The 22737-nt window shown below is 41.8% G+C and carries 20 protein-coding genes; 12 read left to right on the plus strand and 8 right to left on the minus strand.

The genetic code is table 11. From position 1 onward, the window contains the following. Positions 1–100: 100 nt before the first annotated feature. Complete coding sequence (locus JUI58_RS22075) at positions 101–1342, plus strand: VWA domain-containing protein (RefSeq protein ID WP_204106002.1); 1242 nt, start codon at positions 101–103, stop codon at positions 1340–1342. 60 nt (positions 1343–1402) lie between these two features. Here JUI58_RS22075 and JUI58_RS22080 read toward each other — a convergent pair whose 3' ends face one another. Continuing rightward, positions 1403–2275 carry a pentapeptide repeat-containing protein gene (locus JUI58_RS22080; RefSeq protein ID WP_239121643.1) on the minus strand — a complete coding sequence of 291 codons (873 nt, stop codon included), beginning with the start codon at positions 2273–2275 and terminating at the stop codon, positions 1403–1405. Positions 2276–2706: 431 nt separating this feature from the next. On the opposite strand from JUI58_RS22080, the gene ilvD reads away from it, so the two are divergent. The 3 genes from ilvD to JUI58_RS22095 all read left to right on the plus strand — a co-directional run bounded on the left by ilvD (position 2707) and on the right by JUI58_RS22095 (position 5642). Beyond that, positions 2707–4395, plus strand: coding sequence for a dihydroxy-acid dehydratase (gene ilvD / locus JUI58_RS22085; protein WP_204106003.1), 1689 nt, complete (start codon positions 2707–2709; stop codon positions 4393–4395). Between the two features lie 174 nt (positions 4396–4569). Next, positions 4570–5250 (plus strand): dethiobiotin synthase, encoded by a 681-nt coding sequence (bioD, locus tag JUI58_RS22090; RefSeq protein ID WP_204106004.1) that lies wholly within the window; start codon positions 4570–4572, stop codon positions 5248–5250. A 140-nt stretch (positions 5251–5390) separates the two neighbouring features. Further along, positions 5391–5642 (plus strand): hypothetical protein, encoded by a 252-nt coding sequence (locus JUI58_RS22095; protein ID WP_204106005.1) that lies wholly within the window; start codon positions 5391–5393, stop codon positions 5640–5642. On the opposite strand, the gene JUI58_RS22100 is transcribed toward JUI58_RS22095, so the two are convergent. The 3 genes from JUI58_RS22100 to JUI58_RS22110 form a co-directional block, all read right to left on the minus strand. Then, positions 5629–5832: a hypothetical protein gene (locus JUI58_RS22100; protein WP_204106006.1), complete on the minus strand. Its 204-nt coding sequence runs from the start codon at positions 5830–5832 to the stop codon at positions 5629–5631. The two genes, JUI58_RS22095 and JUI58_RS22100, sit on opposite strands and share 14 nt — an antisense overlap. Positions 5833–5958: 126 nt before the next feature. Continuing rightward, on the minus strand, positions 5959–6642 hold the full coding sequence (locus JUI58_RS22105; protein WP_204106007.1) for a Crp/Fnr family transcriptional regulator: 684 nt from the start codon (positions 6640–6642) through the stop codon (positions 5959–5961). Positions 6643–6725: 83 nt separating this feature from the next. Next, complete coding sequence (locus JUI58_RS22110) at positions 6726–7610, minus strand: metallophosphoesterase (protein WP_204106008.1); 885 nt, start codon at positions 7608–7610, stop codon at positions 6726–6728. A gap of 144 nt (positions 7611–7754) precedes the next feature. Here JUI58_RS22110 and JUI58_RS22115 point away from each other — a divergent pair, with 144 nt between their 5' ends. Further along, positions 7755–8750, plus strand: a complete 996-nt coding sequence (locus JUI58_RS22115; RefSeq protein WP_204106009.1) for a hypothetical protein — start codon at positions 7755–7757, stop codon at positions 8748–8750. Between the two features lie 37 nt (positions 8751–8787). After that, complete coding sequence (modA, locus tag JUI58_RS22120) at positions 8788–9525, plus strand: molybdate ABC transporter substrate-binding protein (protein ID WP_204106010.1); 738 nt, start codon at positions 8788–8790, stop codon at positions 9523–9525. Between the two features lie 7 nt (positions 9526–9532). On the opposite strand, the gene JUI58_RS22125 is transcribed toward modA, so the two are convergent. The 3 genes from JUI58_RS22125 to JUI58_RS22135 form a co-directional block, all read right to left on the minus strand. After that, positions 9533–10420: a GGDEF domain-containing protein gene (locus JUI58_RS22125; protein ID WP_204106011.1), complete on the minus strand. Its 888-nt coding sequence runs from the start codon at positions 10418–10420 to the stop codon at positions 9533–9535. Between the two features lie 174 nt (positions 10421–10594). After that, positions 10595–11866: an IS66 family transposase gene (locus JUI58_RS22130; RefSeq protein WP_204106012.1), complete on the minus strand. Its 1272-nt coding sequence runs from the start codon at positions 11864–11866 to the stop codon at positions 10595–10597. Positions 11867–11935: 69 nt separating this feature from the next. Further along, the gene (locus tag JUI58_RS22135; RefSeq protein WP_239121644.1) at positions 11936–12616 is read right to left on the minus strand and encodes an N-acetylmannosamine-6-phosphate 2-epimerase; all 681 of its coding nucleotides are present in this window, start codon (positions 12614–12616) and stop codon (positions 11936–11938) included. Between the two features lie 318 nt (positions 12617–12934). Here JUI58_RS22135 and cobN point away from each other — a divergent pair, with 318 nt between their 5' ends. The 4 genes from cobN (at position 12935) to JUI58_RS22155 (ending at position 21633) form a co-directional block, all read left to right on the plus strand. Then, positions 12935–16663, plus strand: coding sequence for a cobaltochelatase subunit CobN (gene cobN, locus JUI58_RS22140; protein ID WP_204106013.1), 3729 nt, complete (start codon positions 12935–12937; stop codon positions 16661–16663). 171 nt (positions 16664–16834) lie between these two features. Continuing rightward, the gene (locus tag JUI58_RS22145; protein WP_204106014.1) at positions 16835–17515 is read left to right on the plus strand and encodes a hypothetical protein; all 681 of its coding nucleotides are present in this window, start codon (positions 16835–16837) and stop codon (positions 17513–17515) included. Positions 17516–17569: 54 nt separating this feature from the next. Continuing rightward, on the plus strand, positions 17570–20083 hold the full coding sequence (locus JUI58_RS22150; RefSeq protein ID WP_204106015.1) for a P-loop NTPase fold protein: 2514 nt from the start codon (positions 17570–17572) through the stop codon (positions 20081–20083). After that, positions 20083–21633: a DUF1802 family protein gene (locus tag JUI58_RS22155; RefSeq protein ID WP_204106016.1), complete on the plus strand. Its 1551-nt coding sequence runs from the start codon at positions 20083–20085 to the stop codon at positions 21631–21633. Before JUI58_RS22150 ends, JUI58_RS22155 begins: the two co-directional genes overlap by 1 nt. A 5-nt stretch (positions 21634–21638) precedes the next feature. Here the strand turns inward: JUI58_RS22155 and JUI58_RS22160 are convergent, their stop codons facing one another. Continuing rightward, on the minus strand, positions 21639–21851 hold the full coding sequence (locus JUI58_RS22160; protein WP_204106017.1) for a Nif11-like leader peptide family natural product precursor: 213 nt from the start codon (positions 21849–21851) through the stop codon (positions 21639–21641). Between the two features lie 211 nt (positions 21852–22062). Here JUI58_RS22160 and JUI58_RS22165 point away from each other — a divergent pair, with 211 nt between their 5' ends. Both JUI58_RS22165 and JUI58_RS22170 read left to right on the plus strand, forming a co-directional pair. After that, positions 22063–22365 (plus strand): hypothetical protein, encoded by a 303-nt coding sequence (locus JUI58_RS22165; protein ID WP_204106018.1) that lies wholly within the window; start codon positions 22063–22065, stop codon positions 22363–22365. Further along, entirely contained in the window at positions 22362–22655 is a 294-nt protein-coding gene (locus JUI58_RS22170; RefSeq protein WP_204106019.1) for a type II toxin-antitoxin system RelE/ParE family toxin, read from the plus strand. Before JUI58_RS22165 ends, JUI58_RS22170 begins: the two co-directional genes overlap by 4 nt. Positions 22656–22737: the final 82 nt, after the last annotated feature.

Here is a 22737-nt window from a genome sequence, read left to right on the forward strand (position 1 = left end):
AAGTGCAATACAAAAGCACCCTAATTAAACAATTCCAAGGCGGTAGCGAAACTAATATAAAGCCGTCCTATAAGGACGGGGTTTCTACCCAATTTTTCTGATGAAAGTCGGTTTGCACCCCATTCTCAATGATTCCCACATTGATGCCAATCAAGCCAGCAGTCAACGTCAACTCTCTATTTCCCTTGCTGCTTTAGCAGGCGAACAAGATAGTACATTACCGCTTAATTTGTGTCTCGTGTTGGATCATAGCGGTTCGATGAACGGAAAACCCCTCAAAACTGTGAAAGAAGCTGCGATTAATTTAGTGGATAAACTAAAACCCAGCGATCGCATTTCCATCATTACTTTCGATCATCGCGCTAAAGTCCTCATTCCCAATCAAACAGTAGAGAATATTGATGAGGTGAAACGACGCATCGCAAAACTTCAACCCGATGGAGGGACGGCGATCGATGAAGGACTGAAATTAGGCATGGAAGAAGTCGCCAAAGGCAAAGAGGATAAGACTTCCCAGATTTTTCTCCTTACCGATGGAGAAAACGAACACGGGGATAACGATCGCTGCTTGAAACTGGCTAAATTGGCTTCAGAATACAATATTACCCTCAATACTTTGGGCTTTGGCTCCCATTGGAATCAAGATATTCTCGAAAAAATTGCCGATACCGCAGGAGGAGCGCTATCCTATATCGAACAACCCGAACAAGCCTTAGAGGAGTTTGGTAAACTTTTTACCCGCATTCAATCTGTGGGTTTAACCAATGCTTACTTATTGTTCGATCTGGCTATGGGGACGAGGCTGGCCGAACTTAAACCCGTCGCTCAAGTTGCACCGGACACCATCGAACTCCCCGTACAACCCGAAGGCGATCGCCATAGCGTGCGTTTGGGGGATTTAATGAAGGAAGAGCGGGTAGTGCTGGCTAACCTCTATATCGATCGACTCCCTGCGGGAGAGCATCTTATTGCCAATATACAGGTGCGCTATGACGATCCTGGCTTGGGACAAGAAGGGCTATTCTCAGAGAATATTCCCGTGTCGGTGCAGGCACAGCAACTTTATCAACCCGCACCCAATAATACCGTGCAGCAGTCTATCCTTGCATTGGCTAAATATCGTCAAACTCAAATCGCGGAAACGAAACTCCAGCAAGGAGATAAAACAGGAGCCGCAACTATGTTGCAAACGGCGGCCAAAACGGCTTTACAAATGGGCGATCGCGGTGCCGCAACTGTCTTGCAAAGAAGTGCAACGCAATTACAAGAAGGAGGGGAATTATCCGAGAGCGATCGCAAGAAAACTCGCATTGTTTCTAAAACTATCTTGCAAGATAGTTAGAAATGTGAATAAAAAGCCCAACTCAGAGGTTGCGCGATCGCACAACCTCCCCTAAGTCCCTTATTCTTTCCCATTCAGATCGCGGCTTCCGGCATCAGGCATAATTGCTCCTCGCAAGTCTGCATTCTTAAAATTGACCTCATTAATATTGGCATCAATTAATTGTGCTTCCACCAAAATTGCCCCTGTCATATTCGACCAACACAATTGAGCGCGATAGAGATTAGCTCGAGTAAAATCAGTGTTTCGCAGTGTCGTCCAAATAATATGAGCGGCTCTAAAATTAGCTTCTGTAAAATTAGTGCTGCCTAAATTGGCACTGCTAATACGAGCGTGACTAAAATCGGCTCTTGCTGCATTCGCGTAACTGAGATTCGCTCCATCTAATATGGCCTTAGATAAATTGGCCTCCTCCAAATTAGCCTTCATTAAAACTGCATTAGTTAAATTTGCTCCCTCTAAATTAGCCCCTTCGAGGGAAGCATTCATTAATTTGGCCCGCCCTAAATTGCAGCCAATCATTTTGGCCCGACTCAAATCGCTATCGCGCAAATCAGCTTCACTCATGACAGCATAACTCAAGTCTGCCCCCGTCAAAATGGCACCTTGGAGATTAGCGGATCTGAGGGAAGCATTCATTAACCTTGCCCCTTTTAAAGTCGCTCTAGTTAAATTAGCACCAATCAAATTTGCTTCATTTAATAGAGCATCAAGATGAGAATCACTTAAATTTGATTCTCGTAAATTTGCTCTTTCTAAATTTGCTCCAATTAAGTTGGCTCCACTGAGATCGCACTCGCGTAAATTCGCCCCACTTAAATCTGCCCCCCCCAGAAATGCGCTTTCTAGTTTTGCGCCCTGAAAATCTCGTTCCCCTTTAGCATAGCGCCGCAAGAGTTCTCTGGCATCCATCATCAATAACTCTTTGCTCATATCCTCAATAATTTTGCGAGATAATACCGATATAAAGACTAGAGGGAATCGCCCTCTTGCCTAATTTCCTGATTTTCAATGTTGCACCCCTGAGATCTACTTAATTGCGGCCCTGTTCGAGGGCTACTTCCTATTTAGTTATAATTCTTCATCCGTAGGAATAACCTCATTTTCCGTGATCATTTTCGAGGCGATCGCCAATAATAGATTGACTCTCCCTCTGTAAAAACAAGATAGGCCAAGGCTTTCGGGTTTTCTTAAACAATTGTTAAGGATTCAGACATTTTTTGAAAAATTGGCGTTTTCCCTCATCGGGCAAAAATTCCCAAGAAATTCCCCAAAATTGTCAAGAGGAGGGAGTGAAGGTAGGACAATAGAAAAATAGCTTCATTAAAATGGTCTTTTTAGGTTAACAGGAGAACCCAACAATTATGTCAAGCAATGTATCGGACAATCGGAGAAGTCAGACCATTACCCAAGGATTTCGACGCTCGCCTAACCGTGCCATGTTAAGGGCAGTGGGATTTGGGGACGACGATTTTAACAAACCTATTGTCGGGCTTGCTAATGGTTATAGCACGATTACCCCCTGCAATATGGGCATTAATCTGCTGGCTGGACGGGCGGAAACCGCGCTGCGAGAGGCGGGAGCAATGCCGCAGATGTTTGGCACAATTACGGTATCCGATGGCATCGCGATGGGGACGGAGGGGATGAAATATTCTCTTGTTTCGCGGGAAGTCATTGCTGATTCGATCGAAACTGCCTGTAATGCTCAAAGTATGGATGGGGTGCTGGCGATCGGGGGTTGTGATAAAAATATGCCTGGGGCGATGATCGCTATGGCACGCATGAATATTCCTGCTATTTTTGTCTATGGCGGCACGATTAAGCCAGGACATTACGACGGGCAGGATTTAACGGTGGTCAGTGCTTTTGAGGCCGTGGGACAGCACGGAGCCGGGAAAATGACAGAGGAGACTCTGATGGCGATCGAGCGCAATGCTTGCCCAGGGGCGGGGTCTTGTGGGGGAATGTTTACAGCCAATACTATGTCCTCGGCGTTTGAGGTGATGGGGATGAGTCTGCCTTATTCTTCTACTATGGCCGCGGTTGATGGGGAAAAGGCGGAGAGTGCGGCAAAATCGGCGGCGGTTTTGGTGGAAGCTATTCGCAAGCAAATTCTCCCTAGTCAGATTTTGACTCGCAAGGCCTTTGAAAATGGAATTTCTGTGGTGATGGCGATCGGTGGATCTACCAATGCAGTGTTACATTTACTGGCGATCGCTCGTACCATTGGCGTTGATTTAACCTTGGACGATTTTGAAACTATTCGCAACCGAGTTCCGGTATTGTGCGATCTGAAACCAAGCGGGCGTTATGTGGCGACGGATTTACACGCTGCGGGAGGTATTCCCCAAGTGATGAAAATGCTGCTCAAACATGACCTTTTGCATGGGGATGCTTTAACCATAAGCGGACAGACGGTTGCGGAGGTTTTGGCGGATGTTTCCGATACGCCTTCCCCGGATCAAGATGTGATTCGTCCCTGGGACAATCCTTTGTATAAAACGGGACATTTAGCCATTTTGAAGGGGAATTTAGCGGAATTTGGTGGCGTTGCTAAAATTAGCGGTGTGAAAAATCCTCAAATGACAGGACCGGCGAAGGTGTTTGAGTCGGAGGAGGAATGTTTGAGCGCTATCCTCGATGGCAAGATTGTGGCAGGAGATGTCATTGTCGTGCGCTATGAGGGTCCGAAAGGGGGTCCGGGGATGCGGGAGATGTTAGCGCCGACTTCTGCCATTATCGGGGCAGGTTTGGGGGACTCTGTGGGTTTGATTACTGACGGGCGTTTTTCTGGGGGAACCTATGGCTTAGTTGTGGGTCACGTGGCTCCGGAAGCGGCGGTGGGTGGGGCGATCGCCTTGGTTCAAGAGGGCGATCGCATTACAATTGATGCGAAAGCGCGATCGCTTCACCTCCACGTTTCTGATGAGGATTTAGCGCAGCGTCTCGCCAACTGGAAAGCGCCGGAACCTGTCTATACGAAAGGGGTTTTAGCTAAATATGCTAAGTTGGTTTCTTCCAGTCATCTTGGAGCCGTAACGGATTTATAAGAGGATAGGACTTACGCATTAGCTACTACAACAGTAGATTACAGTAGTGGGAGCGTCTCGCTCCCTAGCTGCGTACCCCTAGCTGCGTACCCCTAGCTGCGTACCCCTAGCTGCGTACCCCTAGCTGCGTACTAAGATTCCAAGCCGAAAAGAAGAGGAAAATCGCGAGAAAAAATGCCGAATTTGTTGATTGTGGGAACCGATACAGATGTGGGGAAAACCGTTGTGACGACGGCTTTAGTGGCTTATTGGCAAACTTATCGATCGCCCAATACTCTCGCTTTAATGAAACTCCTGCAAACTGGAACAGGAGATGGGGAGTTATACCGAGAACTATTCGAGTTATCGCAACCGCCAGAAACCCTTGTTCCGCTTCAGTTTAAAACACCTGTGGCCCCCCCTATCGCCGCCGACAGAGAAGGGAGGGCGATCGACTTGGGAAAAGTTTGGCAAACCTATCAAATTTTAGTGCAGAATTATCCTTTTGTTTTGATAGAAGCCTTGGGGGGATTGGGTTCTCCCGTGACTCACGAGTTAACGGTTGCTGATATTGCTTCCCAATGGCACTTAAATGCGGTGTTAGTTGTTCCTGTCAAGTTAGGGGCGATCGCGCAAACTGTGGCCAATGTCGCCCTCGCCCGTCAGGTAAAATTAAATCTCAAAGGCATTATTCTCAATTGTTCTCAACCCATAACCGAAGAACAATTAAGCGATTGGACTCCCATCGATCTGATCCAATCCCTAACCCATCTTCCCATTCTAGGAACAGTTCCCTATCTCCCCAATCCTAAAGATAAAAACAAACTCGTTCAAATTGCTTCCAATTTAAACATCGAGAAAATCTTCTCTCTTTAACCTACGCATCCGCATACCGGGCAGAAAGTCAGTATTGAAGTACCGGAAATGGGCATAAGCAATATGCCCCTACCCCAACATCAATTTTCTACCTCTACAAAACCTCTCAATTCTGTCATTTTACCGTAGGGGTGCAATGCTTGCACCCTTTTTCGATAACGGCGATCGCGCTTTCAATAAACCAATTCATGAGCAATGCGATCGCGTCTCTTGATCGGATTTCTCTTGGGGAAGAAATGCGATCGCGCTTGGTGATTTTTGGGGGGAATATCAAATACTTGGGGTCGATAAATTTGGGGTGTGTACCGGAAATGGGCATAAGCAATATGCCCCTACCCCAACATCAATTTTCTACCTCTACAAAACCTCCCAATTCTATCATTTTACCGTAGGGGTGCAATGCTTGCACCCTGTTCCGATAACGGCGATCGCGCTTTCAATAAACCAATTCATGAGCAATGCGATCGCGTCTCTTGATCGGAATTCTCTTGGGGAGGAAATGCGATCGCGCTTGGTGATTTTTGGGGGGAATATCAAATATTTGAGGTCGATAAATTTGGGGTGTGTACCGGAAATGGGCATAAGCAATACGCCCCTACCCCAACATTTATTTTTTACCCCTACAAAACCTCCCAATTCTATCATTTTTTAATGCTGATTCTCTAACTTCCCCCTACTCCCTCATCACTCATCTTTCCCGATCCACCTTTAAACTTTCCCCGCTAAATGGGTTAATTGTCTGAGATTGACTAACGATAAACTATGACGAGCTTTATTAATATTAATCCAGCCCTTATCTGCCAATTTTTCGATAATTTTCTGGGTTTCCTCAATCCTAATATCAGAAATTTGAGCCAGATCGTCATAGGAAATCAAGAGAATTTCTTTTCCTTGGTCGGTAATTTGTCCGTATTGATCGGCAATGAGAATAAGAGTTTTTGCTAACTTGACCGCAGGAGGGCGATCGCGCAATTGAAAGCGGAGATTAGAATAACGCAATCGCTGTACCATTAACTGCAACATTCGATGGTGCAATTGAGGATCTTTGAAGAGGGTTTGAATGAAGCGTTGAGCCGAAATACTCAGGAGTTCAACCTTGCACAACGCTACCACATCCGTCGAGCGCGGGGATTCGTCTAAAATTGCCATTTCGCCAAAAAAGTCACCGCGTCCCATCACAGCAAGGGTAACGGCATTTTCTCCCGCCAAACGACGGACTTTCACCCATCCGGAAACAATAAAATAAACAGCATTACCCCAAGCATCTTCCATTAAAACCGCTCGTTCTTGAGGGTAGGAATGTTCGACAGCAACAGAAAGCAGCCATTGCAGCGTTTCGGGACTGGCTGTATTGAAGAGAGGGAAAAGCTCGCTAAACGCTTCAATTTCCATAAACGGGTATCGCTTTGAGAATTGAGTTAAGGGAATGCGGAGGGTGTTCCTTTATCTTAACACTACGGCGATCGCATATTGGACTAATTAAGAGGAATAATACCGCGATCGAATACTGTTCCATCGGTGCCGATCGCTTGGACAAGAATCCGATCGCCATAGACTTCATAAGCGGCAAAACCTAAGCGAGAAGCAGATAGCGCCGTCCATTGCGATCGCCCCACGGGACGCAAACCTGCCGCACAGCCACAGGTTACATAAGTGGTACCGCGAATGGGATAGGTGCGTTCGTAATGGTGTTCGTGACCATTAATATAAAGTTGAACCCCATATTGTGCAAATAAAGGGGTTAATTTAGGGGCGAGAAATTCGTTATAGCCATAATGTCCCGAGGCATAAATTTGATGATGACCAAAAACAACTTTCCAAGCTGCTTGGGAGTGACTTAATTCATTTTTCAGCCAAGTTAATTGAGATTCCCAATTGGCTTCATAGTTCGTATCGAGGGCAAAAAACTGAATATCTCCCTCCTGAAAACTATAGTAACGTCCCTTCATATTAAAACCGGGATAGGCAACTTGAGGATCGCCGTTATCCGTGCGAATATCGTGATTTCCCAAACAGGCTTGAAAACGAACACCGCGATCGAGTAAAGGTTTATAAGGACGCTCGAAAACTGCCTCAACTTTCTCGATTTCTCCATTATTGTAAATATTATCCCCCGCCATCACCACGAGAGGATAAGGATTTTGGTCGTAATAGCCCTTCATTGCCCCGGCAACATCATATTGTGACTTTGACCCGGTTCCACTGTCAGCGATGGATACAAAGCGAAAATTCGGGGGTTCTAGCAGGCGATCGGCATTGGTGTTGGGAGAGTGGGTTTGGGTCTTGACGTTTTTGGCCAGATAACCGAGTCCGGCGATCGCCAGACCTCCAGAAAAGAAGAAAAAATGACGGCGTTTCATAAAATTAGGACTGAAATTGTTGATTCTCGTTAAGGAACTAGACTATAGGACCAGAGATGGTGATAAATTTAGCCTGTTGAGATTGTTCATTTGTTAGGAATTATCTCAGATTTTCCGAGTTGCTGGGGTCTGGAGGAAAAATTTATGTCTGAAGAACAACAAGAACCCGTAACAGGGGAAAACGAAACAGAAGCATCCGCTTTAACGGATGATATCAAACAGGTGCGGGGGGCGATCGCGCGTTTGGAGCAAATCGCTAGTCAACTTGAGGAGGAGTCAGATCTATCTCTACCTCCTTCGGTTTTTCGGGTCTTGGCTATGGGTGTGGAAGGGTTATCTACGGCTTTGGAAGCGCCGGAAAGTTACCGAGAAATGGAGGTTCGGGAGGTTTCAGAATTTGAGGCGGAACCTGTGGCTGTGGCCGCGGTAATCTCCCCAGAAGGACTTCCGAAAGAGCCTGTTCCCGATTCGGATGAAGATTTGTTAAGCCTGCAAACCCTGCAAAATGCGTGGGAGTGGGTGTTGGATAAGGTGCGGGAGTTGTTACCTGAGTCGATGGAGGAAAATCTCTCTGATGGTTTGCTGACGGGGATTTTAGGGGGATTAATTGCGGTAATTTTTGTGACGGCGATCGCTTTTTCGGGGGGAGATAAACCCGAACCAATTGCCCGAGTTCCAGAGGTGGTTAAACCTGCGATCGAGGAACCGCAACAACCTCAAAAACCAACTAACACACTTCCTCCTGAAATTACAGCACCAACTCCTTTTAAACCTGTTGTTACTCCCAAATCTAAACCATTTTCTCTGCCATTTTCTCGTCCCAAGTTGACTCCAGAACAAAGTTTAATTGCTGCTATTCAAGAACAAGTTTTGGAGATTACCAATCAATATGCAGATGGGTTAATTAGTTCTATTCAAGCGAATTTCTTTAGCGGCGATCTAACGGTTACGGTGGGAATAGAATGGTACGATTTACCTCAACCTCAACAAAATGAACTGGCAAATGAAGTTTTAAGGCGATCGAAACAATTGGACTTTACTAAAATTGATATTTTAGATGAACAAGGAGAAATGGTAGCCAGAAGTCCAGTTGTGGGCAATGAAATGGTGATTTTTAAAAGAATGAATGATGAGATTTAAGAGAAGGTGGTTTTTGGGTGCGATCGCGATCGCTTTTTTGGTTGCTTGTAATAATACAGAAATGAGTCGTCAAAGGGAAGAGGTTAACTTGACGATATCGGCTGCAGCGAGTTTACAAGATGCGATCGCCACGGTTGGGAGAGAATATGAGAACCGATTTCCCAAGGTTAAATTAGTGTTTAATTTTGGGTCTTCTGGTTCTTTACAACACCAAATAGAACAAGGTGCGCCAGTAGATGTTTTTATTTCAGCAGCAACAAAACAAATGAATGCTCTTCGAGATAAGAATCTTATATTAGAAGAAACTCATCGGAATTTGCTCCAAAATCAAATTGTTGTTATTGCAGGAAAGGAAAAGAACAAAATTGCAGAACTTCAGGAATTAACAACAGATAAAATCGATAAAATTGCTCTAGGCGATCCAGAAAGTGTTCCGGTTGGTTTTTATAGTAAAGAAATTTTAGATTATTTTAATCTTTATCAAAAACTGGAAAGCAAGTTTGTTTTTGGAAAAGATGTAAGGCAAGTTTTATCTTATGTTGAAACTGGCAATGTTGATGCCGGATTTGTTTATGGAACAGATGCGAAGTTATGTAAAAATTGCCGCATAATTTTCGTTGCACCGGAAGATTCTCACTCGCCAATTGCTTATCCTATTGCTGTTTTAAATAGTAGCAAAAATATTGAATTTGCTCGTAAATTTGTTGAGTTTTTATCGACAGATACAGCAAAAAGTGTGTTTGAAAAATATGGATTTATCGTTAATGAAAAATAGCGATCGCTTAAACTGAATTAAATTGATTCTTTTCGAGTGAATTAGCCCAAGAAATGAGATTTTTCCCTGCTTTTTTGGAATAGTATAAAGCCTTGTCTGCTTCTTCATAGACTGTTTCTAGACTTTTCTGGGAATCAAAAATAGACAATCCTGCACTCACTCCCAAGTTTAAATTATTTTTCGTGAGAGAAAATTCCGCAATCAGACAACGCAATCTTATCGCAACGTTACTCGCCTCGATAATCCCACAATTTTCCAGCAGAATAGCAAATTCATCTCCCCCAATTCTAGCAACGAAAGATTCTGGGGAACGAATATTCATTTTCAGGAGTTCTCCAATTTGGCACAAAAGTCGATCGCCAAAAGGATGTCCATAAGTATCATTGACGGTTTTAAATCCATCTAAATCTAGTAAGATTAAGGTATGAAGTGTCTTGCGATCGCGATCGTTTTTGTACAATTGATTAACAGCTTCTTGGAATCCTCGACGATTGACTAATCCCGTTAGGGGATCGGTTTTCATTAACTCTTCAGATCGTTCTAGATTTTGTTGCGTTTTTAATAAATTAGGCAGACAGCGTTTTAATTCAATTGCAGTATAACCACTTACTAATGCTGTGATTAATTTTGTGCCTCCTTCTAACCAATAATCTGTGTGCCAAATATTCCATGCTGTCGCTAAATGACCGAGGCCGCAGCTAAAAATAAAGGCAGCAAATAGTACGAGAAGCGATCGTGCTTTTTCGGTTGCATACTTGCGATTGATAAACATAATAGCCGGAATGGAAAAATAAGCTAAAAAAATGAGACAATCGGCAGTAACGTGAAGTGTTGTTAAGGGAACATTCCAAAAAAAACAAGAACCATGAGGCATTAAAGCAGGAAGTGTCAACATCGATAATCTCCGACCCAGCTAGAGAACTTATTCTTATTATAAGCTGCGACATTTGTAGAATTATTTTTGTCAATCTGAGAAGATATAATTATAACTTAAATTTTCAGTATTTTCCACAAGATCTATTAAATATCTGTAAGGATTCAGGTCTTGGGGTTGACAAAAGACACAGATTTAGTAGGGTTGTGGAATCAAAGATAAAGAAGTAGAATCGTTAGCCCTCGTCAAAGAAAGAGCCTGTTGAAAAAAATCAACAACAGAACGACCTTGAGCACGACAAGATTGAATGACGCTCAATAGAAGAGCGCTACGCTCCATGCCCTCAAAAGAACGAGAGCCGCCAGAAACTTTACGCTTGGTCACAGCCAAACGCAGAGAACGTTCCGCTCGGTTGTTGTCAGGAGAGACTTCTGGATGGTCAAGAAAATACCACCATTGGTGTGATTTATGGAGCAAAGAGCGCAACAATAAACGTGCTCCATGACCGGCTTTCTCCCACCAAGCATCAATAGTCTGTTGGATGCGCTCTTTAAATGATTCTGCCCAACTCGCATAAGCACTCGCTTCTTGGGTTTCTCGCCATTGGCGATGTTGAGTAAAGGCTTCCGAGATTAAGTCAAGAAAGGCTTGTGCCAGCTTCGCCTGATGAGGGGATTTGAGTTGGCTGATTTGTCGAAAATGTCTCTGCAGGTGAGCAAGGCACTTCTGTTGAGCCGTAACTCGGTAGCCATTGTAAACACTGAAATCATCCGAACACAACACTCCGTTAAAACTCTTTCCCAACAAATATTCCAGTTCGGCTCTCGAGCGGGTGTCTCCAGCATGAAAGAGGCTATATCCTTCTCCACAGATGACCCACATCCATTCTTTGACTCCTTTGACTAGCCACGGGGATTCATCCACATTAACTTGCTCTTGAGTCTTGACCCATTCTCGTAATTGCTCCACTTGAGGCTTTACCGCTTCGGCAACTCGTTGACTGGTTGCTGCTAGGGTGCCTATTCCCACTTCGATTTTTCCGAATTCTCGCAACCATTCTTGTTGCTTTTCGTAGGATAGATGTCCATAATGTCCTAACCACACTAGCATCCCTTGTAATCTCACTCCCAAATCCTGTCCTGCTCTTACTGTTTCTGGTAATTCTCCGGACACTTGGCTTCCGCAATCTCTTTTCCTCTTTTTTTCCTCTTTCTCTTCTTCGGGGATGGCTTCTACTTTTTTTTCTGAACGCTTGATTAGGTCGCTTGATGGCGGTTTTGATGATGTTTTACTATCTCTCTCTAGTATCCCTTTTAGCCTTTCTACTTCTTTTGCCAGTTTTTCTATCATTTTTTGCTGTTCTACAACCCTCTTTTCTTGCTCCAGCACCAGTTCCACTAAAACAGCTTTTGACATCTGCTTTAGCTCTTCTCTGTTCTTTGGGCTGCTGGGTTGCTTGTTTTTCATTCTCTTACCCTACTCATTTTTTCCTTTTTGTCAATCCCAACACCTGAATGCTTACAAATATCTATTAACTCAGTTATCCGAAAAAACACTTTGAAAAGATTGCACTTTTAAATCTATCCCCGTAATTGCCGTACCAACAACAACGGCATAAGCGCCTAAATCGAGGGCTTTTTTTGCCATTTCTGGTGCAGCAATTCCCCCTTCACAAATTGCAGGAATGTCCAATTTTTCGACAATTTGGCGTAATAATTCCCACCCTGGAGGGTGACTTTCAGATGTTTGCTTTGTGTACCCATAAAGTGTTGTCCCGACAATATCTGCACCTGCTTCAATAGCTTGGGTTGCACTTTCGAGATCGTCGATATCTGCCATGACTAATTTACCGAGTTCATTGTGAATTTTAGTAATTAGATTAGAGACAGTTTCTCCTTCGGGGCGATCGCGTAGAGTCCCATCAATAGCAATAATATCTGCACCAGCTTCGGCGATCGCGATCGCGTCTTGAAAGCGAGGAGTAATATAAACCTCGTAACCAGGTATTTGTTGCTTCCAGAGTCCAATTATTGGGGTATGGGGTAACTTTTGGCGCGTTGCTTTGACGTGGGAGGGAGTATCAATTCTCACTCCTGCGGCACCTTGCAGAATCGATGCTTGCGCGATCGCCGCAATAATATTGGCATCGTGGAGGGGAGAATCAATCGGTGCTTGACAAGAAACAATTAAGCGTTTTTCTAAAGTTTTCAAGATCATCAGAAAATTATCTTTATCTAATTTTAACCGGACAGGATAATGAAAATACGGTAGAATAATTATATCATAGAACAGGGTTGCATCTTTTCAAAACAAAAAATTTAGCATAAAAATTTAGCATAAAAATTCCCGCATTATGAATCAATCTACTAATTCCTCTCAAATGAAAGTCCTTGCAGATTATCGCAAATCCGAACCTCGCTTACTCAAACCCTAATTTTAATCTTTGTCGTGTTGGCATGACCGATCAAAAGGAGAGTTTTAAATTCGATCGCAATTTGCTAAGATAGAACTTACTCTTAATTTTAAAGAAAATTCATGCACCGAATTGCGGCAACTCCTGGAGGGTGGAATCCAGACTCAGAAGGCGTTATTTTTATCGAACAAACTCCGGCACCGATCGCCATTTTAACGGCTGCGGATACAGATATTCAAACGCTAGCGGCAGCTATTCCTCATCTTCCTGAAAATTTCCCCCAAATTCGTGCGGTTAATCTCTTACAATTACAGCAGCAACTCAGTATTGATGCTTATGGAGATAGTGTCTTAGGAGCAGCGAAAATAATCATTTTGCGTTTATTGGGAGGGCGATCTTATTGGTCTTATGGGTTAGAAGTTGTTGCAGAAATTGCGAAGAATACGGGTGCATCTTTATTTATTTTACCTGGAGACGATCGCCCAGATTTGAGTTTAATGAGTCATTCTACTGTACCTTTAACGGCTGTCGATCGCCTTTGGCATTATTTTAGAGAAGGAGGTGTGGAGAATTATATCAATGCGTTTAAGTTTGTGGGCAGTTTTTGTTTAAATTTGGATTATCACTATCTAGAAGCTGTGAATGTGCCTCGGGTGGGGTTATATGAGGGTAGTAAGAAGCCGCGATCGCCTTCTTTTCAAAAAGTTGGCATTTTGTTCTATCGCGCTCACTATTTAGCAGGAAATGTTCTCCCAATTGAGTCACTTTGTCAAGCCTTAAGGGAGAGAAATATCGAACCTATTTCTGTATTTGTTTCTTCTTTGCGCGATCGTGAGGTACAAAGTGAGTTAATCTCCTATTTTCAACCCGAAAACGAGTCCCCTATTCAAGTATTACTAAATACTACCAGTTTTTCTCTGGCCAAAATAGGCAGCGAAGAACAACCGGATTTATGGAAAACTTTAGATATTCCTGTCTTACAAGTAATTCTTAGTGGTGGGACAGAGGAACAATGGGAAACCAGTTTTCAAGGATTATCCCCTCGAGATGTGGCCATGAATGTTGCACTTCCTGAAGTCGATGGAAGAGTCATTACTCGCGCAATTTCGTTTAAATCTGTGCAGATATGGAATGAAGATTTAGAAACCGATGTTGTGGTGTATCAACCCAGACGCGATCGCCTTGATTTTGTCGCAGATTTAGCTAAAAATTGGGTCAATTTAACACAAACTCCAGTAGCCGAGAGAAAAATTGCTTTAGTGTTAGCCAATTATCCCAATAAAGACGGTAGAATCGCCAACGGAGTTGGCTTAGATACTCCTGAAAGTTGTATCGAAATCCTGAAAGCCTTGCAACAAGAAGGGTATTTTTTAGAAAATATTCCCGAGACGGGAGATGAACTGATTTCTCGTCTAACTTCCGGTATAACTAACGATTTGGAAGCGAATGAATTGCGAGCAAACCACTCCCATTTTAGCGCACAATCACTATCGAGTCAAGCATATAAACAATATTTCTCTACTTTACCTCAAAATACTCAACAAGCTATTACCAATCGCTGGGACAATATCAACCCATCCTCAAATTCCCGATTCCCAATTTCTGGCATTCAATTCGGCAATATTTTTGTAGGGATTCAACCTTCGAGAGGATACGATCGCGATCCGAGTTTAAATTATCATGCACCAGATTTAGAACCCACCCACGACTATTTAGCCTTTTATTGTTGGTTGCGAGAACAATTTCAAGCACAGGCGATCGCGCATATTGGCAAACACGGTAATTTAGAATGGTTGCCAGGAAAAAGCCTCGCTTTATCCTCAGAATGTTACCCAGAAATAGCCCTCGGTGCAATTCCTCATTTTTATCCCTTTATTGTCAACGATCCAGGAGAAGGTTCCCAAGCAAAACGACGAGGACACGCTATCATTTTAGACCATTTAACACCCCCTTTAACCCGTGCCGAACTTTATGGTGCTTTGCAACAATTAGAGGCATTAATTGATGAGTATTACGAAGCACAAACTTTAAATCCCAGTCGCTTACCCTTACTCAGTGAGAAAATTACCCAACTGGTAACAAGAGAAAACTTAGATCGAGATTTAGGCATTAAAAGCATCGAAGCAGAGGCGATCGCGGAATTTCTTACCCTTGCTGATGGCTATCTCTGCGAACTCAAAGAAGCACAAATTCGCGATGGATTGCATATTTTTGGCCAATGTCCCCAAGGAAGACAATTAAGAGATTTAATTGTGGCGATCGCCCGTTCTCCTAGCCCAAATCGCATGGGATTAACTCGCGCGATCGCCGCAGATTTAGACTTAGATTTCGATCCCTTAACTGCCGATTTTAGCCAGTACCTTGCAGGTAAACTGATTGGCGATATTGTTGAAGAGTTGGAAGAAAAAGCAAGCTATCTCATTGATAATCTCCTCACTCATCAAATCCATAACTTAGAAATAGGTCAAAACACCAAAAAAGAATTAACTTGGATTCAAACAACTCTCCTACCCAACTTATCCAAAACCAAACAAGAAATCAGCAATTTATTAAGAGGATTCAATGGGCAGTATATCCCCAGTGGTGCATCTGGCGCACCCACCCGAGGGCGACCGGAAGTATTACCCACAGGACGCAATTTCTACTCCGTTGATATTCGTGCAATTCCCACAGAAACAGCTTGGGATGTAGGACGAAAAGCCGCCGAAATAGTCATCGAAAGATATACTCAAGAAAATGGAGAATATCCGCAAACTTTAGCAATCTCTGTCTGGGGAACATCTACCATGAGAACTGGAGGAGATGACATTGCCGAAGTGTTAGCATTATTAGGAGTAAAACCCGTTTGGGATGGATTATCGCGGCGAGTTGTTGACTTTGAAATTCTTCCTTTATCTATTTTAGGACGACCTCGGGTAGACGTAACTTTACGCATTTCTGGCTTTTTTCGGGATGGCTTTCCCAACTTAATTCGCCTAGTTCATGATGCGATCGCCGCCATTTCTCAACTCGACGAACCCCCCGCACAAAATCCCCTCGCTGCCAAAGTAAAGCAGGAAACTACCTTTTGGCAACAGCAGGGTTTAATTACAGAAAAAGCAGAATTACGCGCCCTACAACGCATTTTTGGCTCAAAACCGGGAGCTTATGGAGCGGGGTTACAAGGGTTAATTGAAAGCCAAAATTGGCACGACGATGAAGACTTAGCACGCGCTTATTTAAACTGGAGTAGTTACGCTTATTCTCCCTCAGAAAATGGCAACATTCAAGGTATTTCTTCCCCAGAAGCCTTTGAACGCTGTTTGCAGGATCTGCAAATTGTTCTTCACAATCAAGATAACCGAGAACACGACATCTTAGACTCCGATGATTACTATCAATTTCAAGGGGGATTAACTGCAGCCGTTCGTAGTTTAAAAGGAGAAAATCCTACCACTTATTTTGGCGATAACTCTATTCCTGCTAACCCCAGAGTACGTCAATTAAAAGAGGAAATTGCTCGAGTTTATCGTTCTCGTGTCGTCAACCCAAAATGGATTGCTGGAGTGATGCGACATGGCTATAAAGGAGCATTTGAAATGGCTGCAACAGTTGATTATTTGTTTGCTTATGATGCAACTGCAAACTGTGTGGAAGATTTTATGTATCAAGGGGTTGCAGAAGCCTATTTATTGGCTGAAAATGTGCAGGAATTTATCCAAGAAAAGAATCCTTGGGCATTAAGAGATATGGCAGAAAGGCTACTAGAAGCACATCAGCGCGAGTTGTGGCGATCGCCAAGTCAGGAGACTCTAGATGCGCTGAAAATGCTGGCTAATCAAGCAGAAGGTGCGATCGAAGAAACAATCTAATCTTAAACCAGTTACGTGCTGTCGTGGAACAAATCAGAGTATAGCAAACCTTGCTACATTTCGATTTCTTTCTCAATCTGGAGAGTTGTACCCTTTTTCAGGTAAGAGATATTATGATAAATACAGAATACAGTTACAATTTTACTTAGGGAACTCAAAAGAAGTACAAATATGCTAAATCCTGCTCAGGTAGAAAACGCCAAAACTCGTTTACTCTTATTTCTCTGGGACTTAGACGGTTTAACAACCGAGGTCAAAAGAGGCGAACTCAACAAAAAATTAGTGAGAACTCGGGAAAAATCTAAGGATTATCAACCGATTTTTGAGGAATTGCAAGAAATGGAGGCGATCGCAATGACCAAAAAAGGGCGATCGGAAAAAGTTTCTCTGACTGAAAAAGGATTACAAGTATTAAAAGGAGGACTAAAAAGCCCTGACTTTATATTCAAAGGTAATCAAGTCGGCACAAAAGTTCCTAATGCTTTACTGAAATGGATTCGGAATATTGATGAGTCTACACCAACAATTGCACCTACCATTAACATTGAACCACCTCCTTCTCCTCGCCTTGAGTCCTACGAAGGCTTTAAAGAAATGCTGTTAGAAGTGTATCATCGTTTAAACAAGGATTACAACCTGGGACATTTAGTACCGATTTACCAGCTTCGTCGGGAAATTGGAGAAAAAGTAACGCGATCGCACTTCAACAATTGGCTAGTAGAGATGCAGGCTGAGGATATTGTACAGCTTATGGCGGGAGAAATGCCGGATATGACCCCAGATAAGCGAGAGGATTCTTTAACCCTTCCTAGTGGTGCATTCCGCTATTACGTCAAACATCTCAATCCTTAAATTTTTCTTAATTTCCCTTCTCTCTGTCCTAATTATTCCGCGAAGTCACTCACGATGGAAAACACAACACCTTCTCCTTTAGAAGCAGTCCACATTGTTATTAAAAATCAAAACATTTTCAGCAAAGTGGGAATTGTTCGAGAGCAAAATGTTTGGGGAAAAGTTCCCGATGTCACCACCCTGAATGCTCATGCGTCGGATACTGTTTTACAAGCATTAGAACAAGTCAAAACTAATGAATCTCCTAAAGTAACCTCGTTAGTTTTGACCGCACAACAAGGACAGGGAAAAACTCATCTTGTTAACCGCGTGCGTTATCAATTAGGACAGAAGGGAAATACAACATTTGTTTATGCTAATGTCCTAAATTATACTGATTTAAACTTGATCAATTATCAGTTTCAGCAAACTGTTGCTGATAGTTTGGCTCGTGTGGGGAGTCAAGATGTCATGCAATGGCAAGAAATTGCAACAGCAATGGTGAATGAAGTTGTTTCAACTTCCAAAACAGCAAAAATCCTTAGCAAAAAATTCGACCATGCTTATAAAGCTAGTTTAGCCAAAGGCAAAAATCTGATTGAGCTTCTTAGTCAAAAAATTGGTCAAAAGAAACCCCATATCGATCCTTATATTATTCGCGGTATCCTCTGGACACTTTCAGAACGTGCTTCAAGCTATGCTATAAAATGGTTAGCTGGGAACGAGTTAGAACCCTCTCATGCTCAAACACTTGGACTCCCATATAATCCAGAAAAAAGCAATCAAGATCGAGAAGCTGAAGCACTGGGAAATATTCGGAAGATCCTCAATTTAGTCGGTTATTATAGTTCAATTGTTATCTGTTTTGATGAACTTGAAACCGATCCAGACAAAGTTAATAAATCGGGTTTAACCAGTCCGCAAGTTATCTCTTTATTGATTAAATCGCTTTACGATACTTTAAGCCAAGCTAAAGTTGGAAAAGGAGTTGTAATTTTAACAGTAATGCTGCCTGATACTTGGCGAAACTTAAACGAAGGCTTTCTGGGAGGAACTCCCGATCGCCTTTCAACTTATACTCAAGGGAAACAGATTGAATTACAATTTGTTAATCCTAATTCAATAGTTGAGTTAGTTAAACTCTGGCTCGATATCTTATATACAAACAAAAATTTAGTTCCACCTCATCCACTTTATCCATTTGATGAACAACAACTCAGAAATCACGCGAAACGAGAAAAACCAACAGTTCGTGAAGCCTTGCGCTGGTGTGCAGATAATTTTAAAGTGGAAGAAGATATTCTCCCAGAAAATCCTCTAGAACGATTTAATTTAGCTCTCAGTCGAGAACAAGAAGAAAGCATTAGTGAAGAGTTTTTAGAGGATCGCGATCGCGTTGCAGAAATTTTGAGATTTGGGTTTAATACGTTGATCGATCAGAAAATTTCAGGAGAAACAGCAAGTGGAGAAAAAATCGAAAGTTTGGTTATTCAAGAAATTGTCGATATTACCCCCAAAAGTAGAAATAATGGCTGGATTAACTTCAAAATCATTGGGATCGAAAAAGAGCAAGAATTCAAAATAGGAGTTGCTGTTATACAGCAATCTCATGGAGTTACTGTTAATGCTGGAATCAATCGATTGACTGACTATAAATCTTTCGATTTAACTCGTGGTTGTCTTGTGCGATCGAAAAGTAAAAAAATCAAAAAAACTTGGGAAGCAAAGAAAACTCTCAATCATCTAGTTAAAAAAATTGGTGGTGAATGGGTCGATTTAAAGTTAGAAGAAATTACATCTCTGATTTATCTCTATGGTGTTTATCAACAGCGTGAACGCTATCAATTGAGTGACGAACAAATTTCACTGTTTTCTTTGAAAGATACACTCAAAAATCCTCTATTGCTGGAAATTTTAAGCAATCCTATTCCTATCATAGAAGAGGAAATAATTGAGGATGATGACTTACTAGAATCAGTATTTACATCACCAGAGGATGAATTAGATACAGAAGATGATGAATTAGATGGATTTTTAGAAGGTACAGACTCAATTGATTCAAATGATAGTGAAGAAATTATAGGAGAAAAGAGTCCAATTTCTGAAAGTTCGCAAGAAGTGAAGGGAAAAGCAAATAATAAATCGAAAGAATATGAAGTTGTTGTTGTGGATAAGGGAAAGATTGTAGAACCAGACAATGAAAAAATAGTTGAAACAGAAAATGCTGAGGATAATGAAATAGAAAAACAATGGTTTGAGAGAAATTATACACGAAAGCCTATTCGGGCTTTTACGTTTCAAGATAATCAATACGAAGTTAATTCATGGCGAGATTTTTTGATCACAGTTTGTACGCTGATGAATTTATACCATAAACGGGAGATTGAAAAATTACTTAAACTCAAAGGAACTACACGATCTTATGTTAGTAAAAATCCTGAAGATCTTAATTCAAGTGAAAAAATTGCTGGAACAAATCTTTATATTGAAACCAGTTTGGGTTCAAATCATATCGTAAAGATGGTTCATAAAATAGTTTCTATCTTTGAATATTCTGATAATTGTATTACAATTGAACTTGATGAATAATGACTAAACAATTACGCATTGCTCTCTATTTACCTGCTCCGGATATAGAAGCACTCTTTCAAAATGAAACAATCGTTGCAATGTCTCGAATGTCCTTACGTCCGGGACGAGAATTTGCTTTATATCCCGTTAATATTAAACTAAATTGCACTCCTGAAGAATACTATCATTCAGATTTTGTGGAAACAGCAAAGAAAATACTGGAAAAGCCTACTCCTGAGACCATTGCTGTAAAATTATGGGCAAAATGTGAAAAATGCGAAACTATTAGGAACCATGAAAAATTAGAAATATTATCCCAATTAACGATTTGGAAAAAAGCGACATTAGAAGAAAATTTAGACAATTTTTCCTATTTATTTTTCGCCTATTTGCGTGTTTATCTACTTCCAGAAGCGATCGCCATTTCTCCAACTCCTGACGCAGAAGAGGAACTGGGAAAAATCGCAGGATTATCTCAACCCATTGCGATCGCGCAATCTCATCCCGTTTTCAGCGATGAAGAATTTTCCCAGCAATGTAAACAACTCGAAAATCGACAAATTCCCCAACCCAAAAAACCCAAAGTAAAAAATATCGATAGTTTACTTGATGAATTACAGAAAGAGTTGACAAATCCGCCAATAAAGAAGCCTAAAACAATAACACAAACACCAAAACCAACCGATCCTCGTCCTTCCGATCCTAAACCTATTGTCACTTCTGGCGATCGCATTTCACCTCCACCTCCCCCGATTATACCTCCAGAAAATAACTTAAAACTTGATGAAAATAACCGAGAATGGATTGATAAGATAGCAGAAATTGGCAACTCCAGCAACGGTCACGAATTTGAAAGATTAGTTCGCAAAAGTTTAGTATTTCTGGGTTTTCGTAACTCCAACGAAAACTCCCAAGCAAGTCTCGATCCTGAAACAACAGGGGGACCGGGAGGATTAGATTTTTATGCAGAAAAACCCTATCCCATTGTTGGAGAATGTAAAGCAACCAAAACCGAAAAAGTTCCCTCAAAAACCGCCGGACAACTGATAGAATTAGGCTATAAAGTTTTAGCCGATCGCTATGAGTCCTGTATAAAAATTATCTTTGCTGCGGGAGAATTAACCTCTCATACAGAACAAACCACACTCAATCATAAAATGAATGTGATTCGTCCTGAAACCTTAGAGAGATTAGTAAAACTCAAAGCAGTCTTTCCCGGTGCAATTGACCTCTTTACCCTCAAATCCTGTTTAGAACAAGAACCCTTTGGAGAAACTGCAAATGGTAAACTTAACGAATATTGCGATCGCCTCCTGGAAGAGTTAAAATTGCGATCGCAACTTGTCGAACTTGTCAAGACTTATCCACAAAATGTAATAGAATTTGTTTCTTTGCATGGAATCTATAATTATTCTCATCAATCTCAAACATTACAAGAACAAAAAATATACAATATTTTAATTGAACTCTCATCACCTTTAACCGGGTATTTAGGGCGAGAAAAAAGAGAGAATTGGAGAAGCGATCGCTTTTATTTTCTACGAGATTTAACCTTGGAAAATCTCTAGCAATCCTAAATCCCCGGAATATCTCGGAAATTCTGATTAATTTGCTCTTCAACCGTAAATCCCGTTGCTTGCTTCCATTCCTCTAGAGTAAAATTGTATCCCAATAAATTCGCCCAATGAACAAAAGTTTCCTCATCGGGGGCTTTATTCATCTCCTCCTTGAGTTCGGGATTAGCTTGGGAGGCTTGAAATAAACGTTTAACCTCGCTTATGGGCATAATAGAAGGACTCCTCGTTCACCTTTTCTAATACCATACCAATTTAGGGTAAAATTTGTCCAAGATGTCCTGAGCGGCGATCGGCACAATCGGAAAAATAATCAGAGGTTTGAGGTAGAATAGTTAAAACTTCTTTGTAGAGCATAAATACCCCATAAATTTCCAATTTTGATAATTTTCTGTGTAATTAGAGACAAACAAAAGGAAAACCATGCAGATTACTTTAAGTCAAGAACAAACCCGAGTGCTGGAACTATTATTAAAGCAGAGTCAGTATGCTTCAATGGAAGATGCGATCGACACAGCATTAGTTCTTTTAGCGGATGAAGTTTCATCACAAGATGCAGAAGAAAGTCCAGAATATTTGGCGTGGGTCGAACAAACACGGCGTAAAATTGAAGAAGGCTTAGAACAGTCAAAACGAGGAGAAGTTTTAGATGGAAAAGAAGTAATTGCGCGATTGCGAGATAAGGTAAGATCGCGCAGCATCTCGGAGCGAGAAGCGAAGGTATGAGTCGTTTTATTATTACATTGAGGGCGAGTCGAGATTTAGAAGAAATCTGCGATTATTTTCTCGAAAAAAGTGTAGATGCTGGCGATCGCTTTGTGGAGGCTTTTAACCAGAAATGTCGGCATTTAGTTCATTTTCCTTACTTGGGACGATCCTACGCTCAATTTTCGCCTAGTTTGCGAGGCATATCATTGATGGGATATATCATTTTTTATCGCATTATTGAGGATGGGATCGAAATTGTGCGGATCATTAGCGGTTATCGCAATTTGGAGGAAGTTTTTAAAACCTGACACCCATTTGGACAATTCTTTTTAGACAATTCTTTCCCCCTCACCCCTAAAATGAAATAGATATCGAGGTAAACCCAAGGAT

The sequence above is a fragment of the Spirulina sp. CCY15215 genome (assembly GCF_016888125.1).
Lineage (GTDB): Bacteria > Cyanobacteriota > Cyanobacteriia > Cyanobacteriales > Spirulinaceae > CCY15215.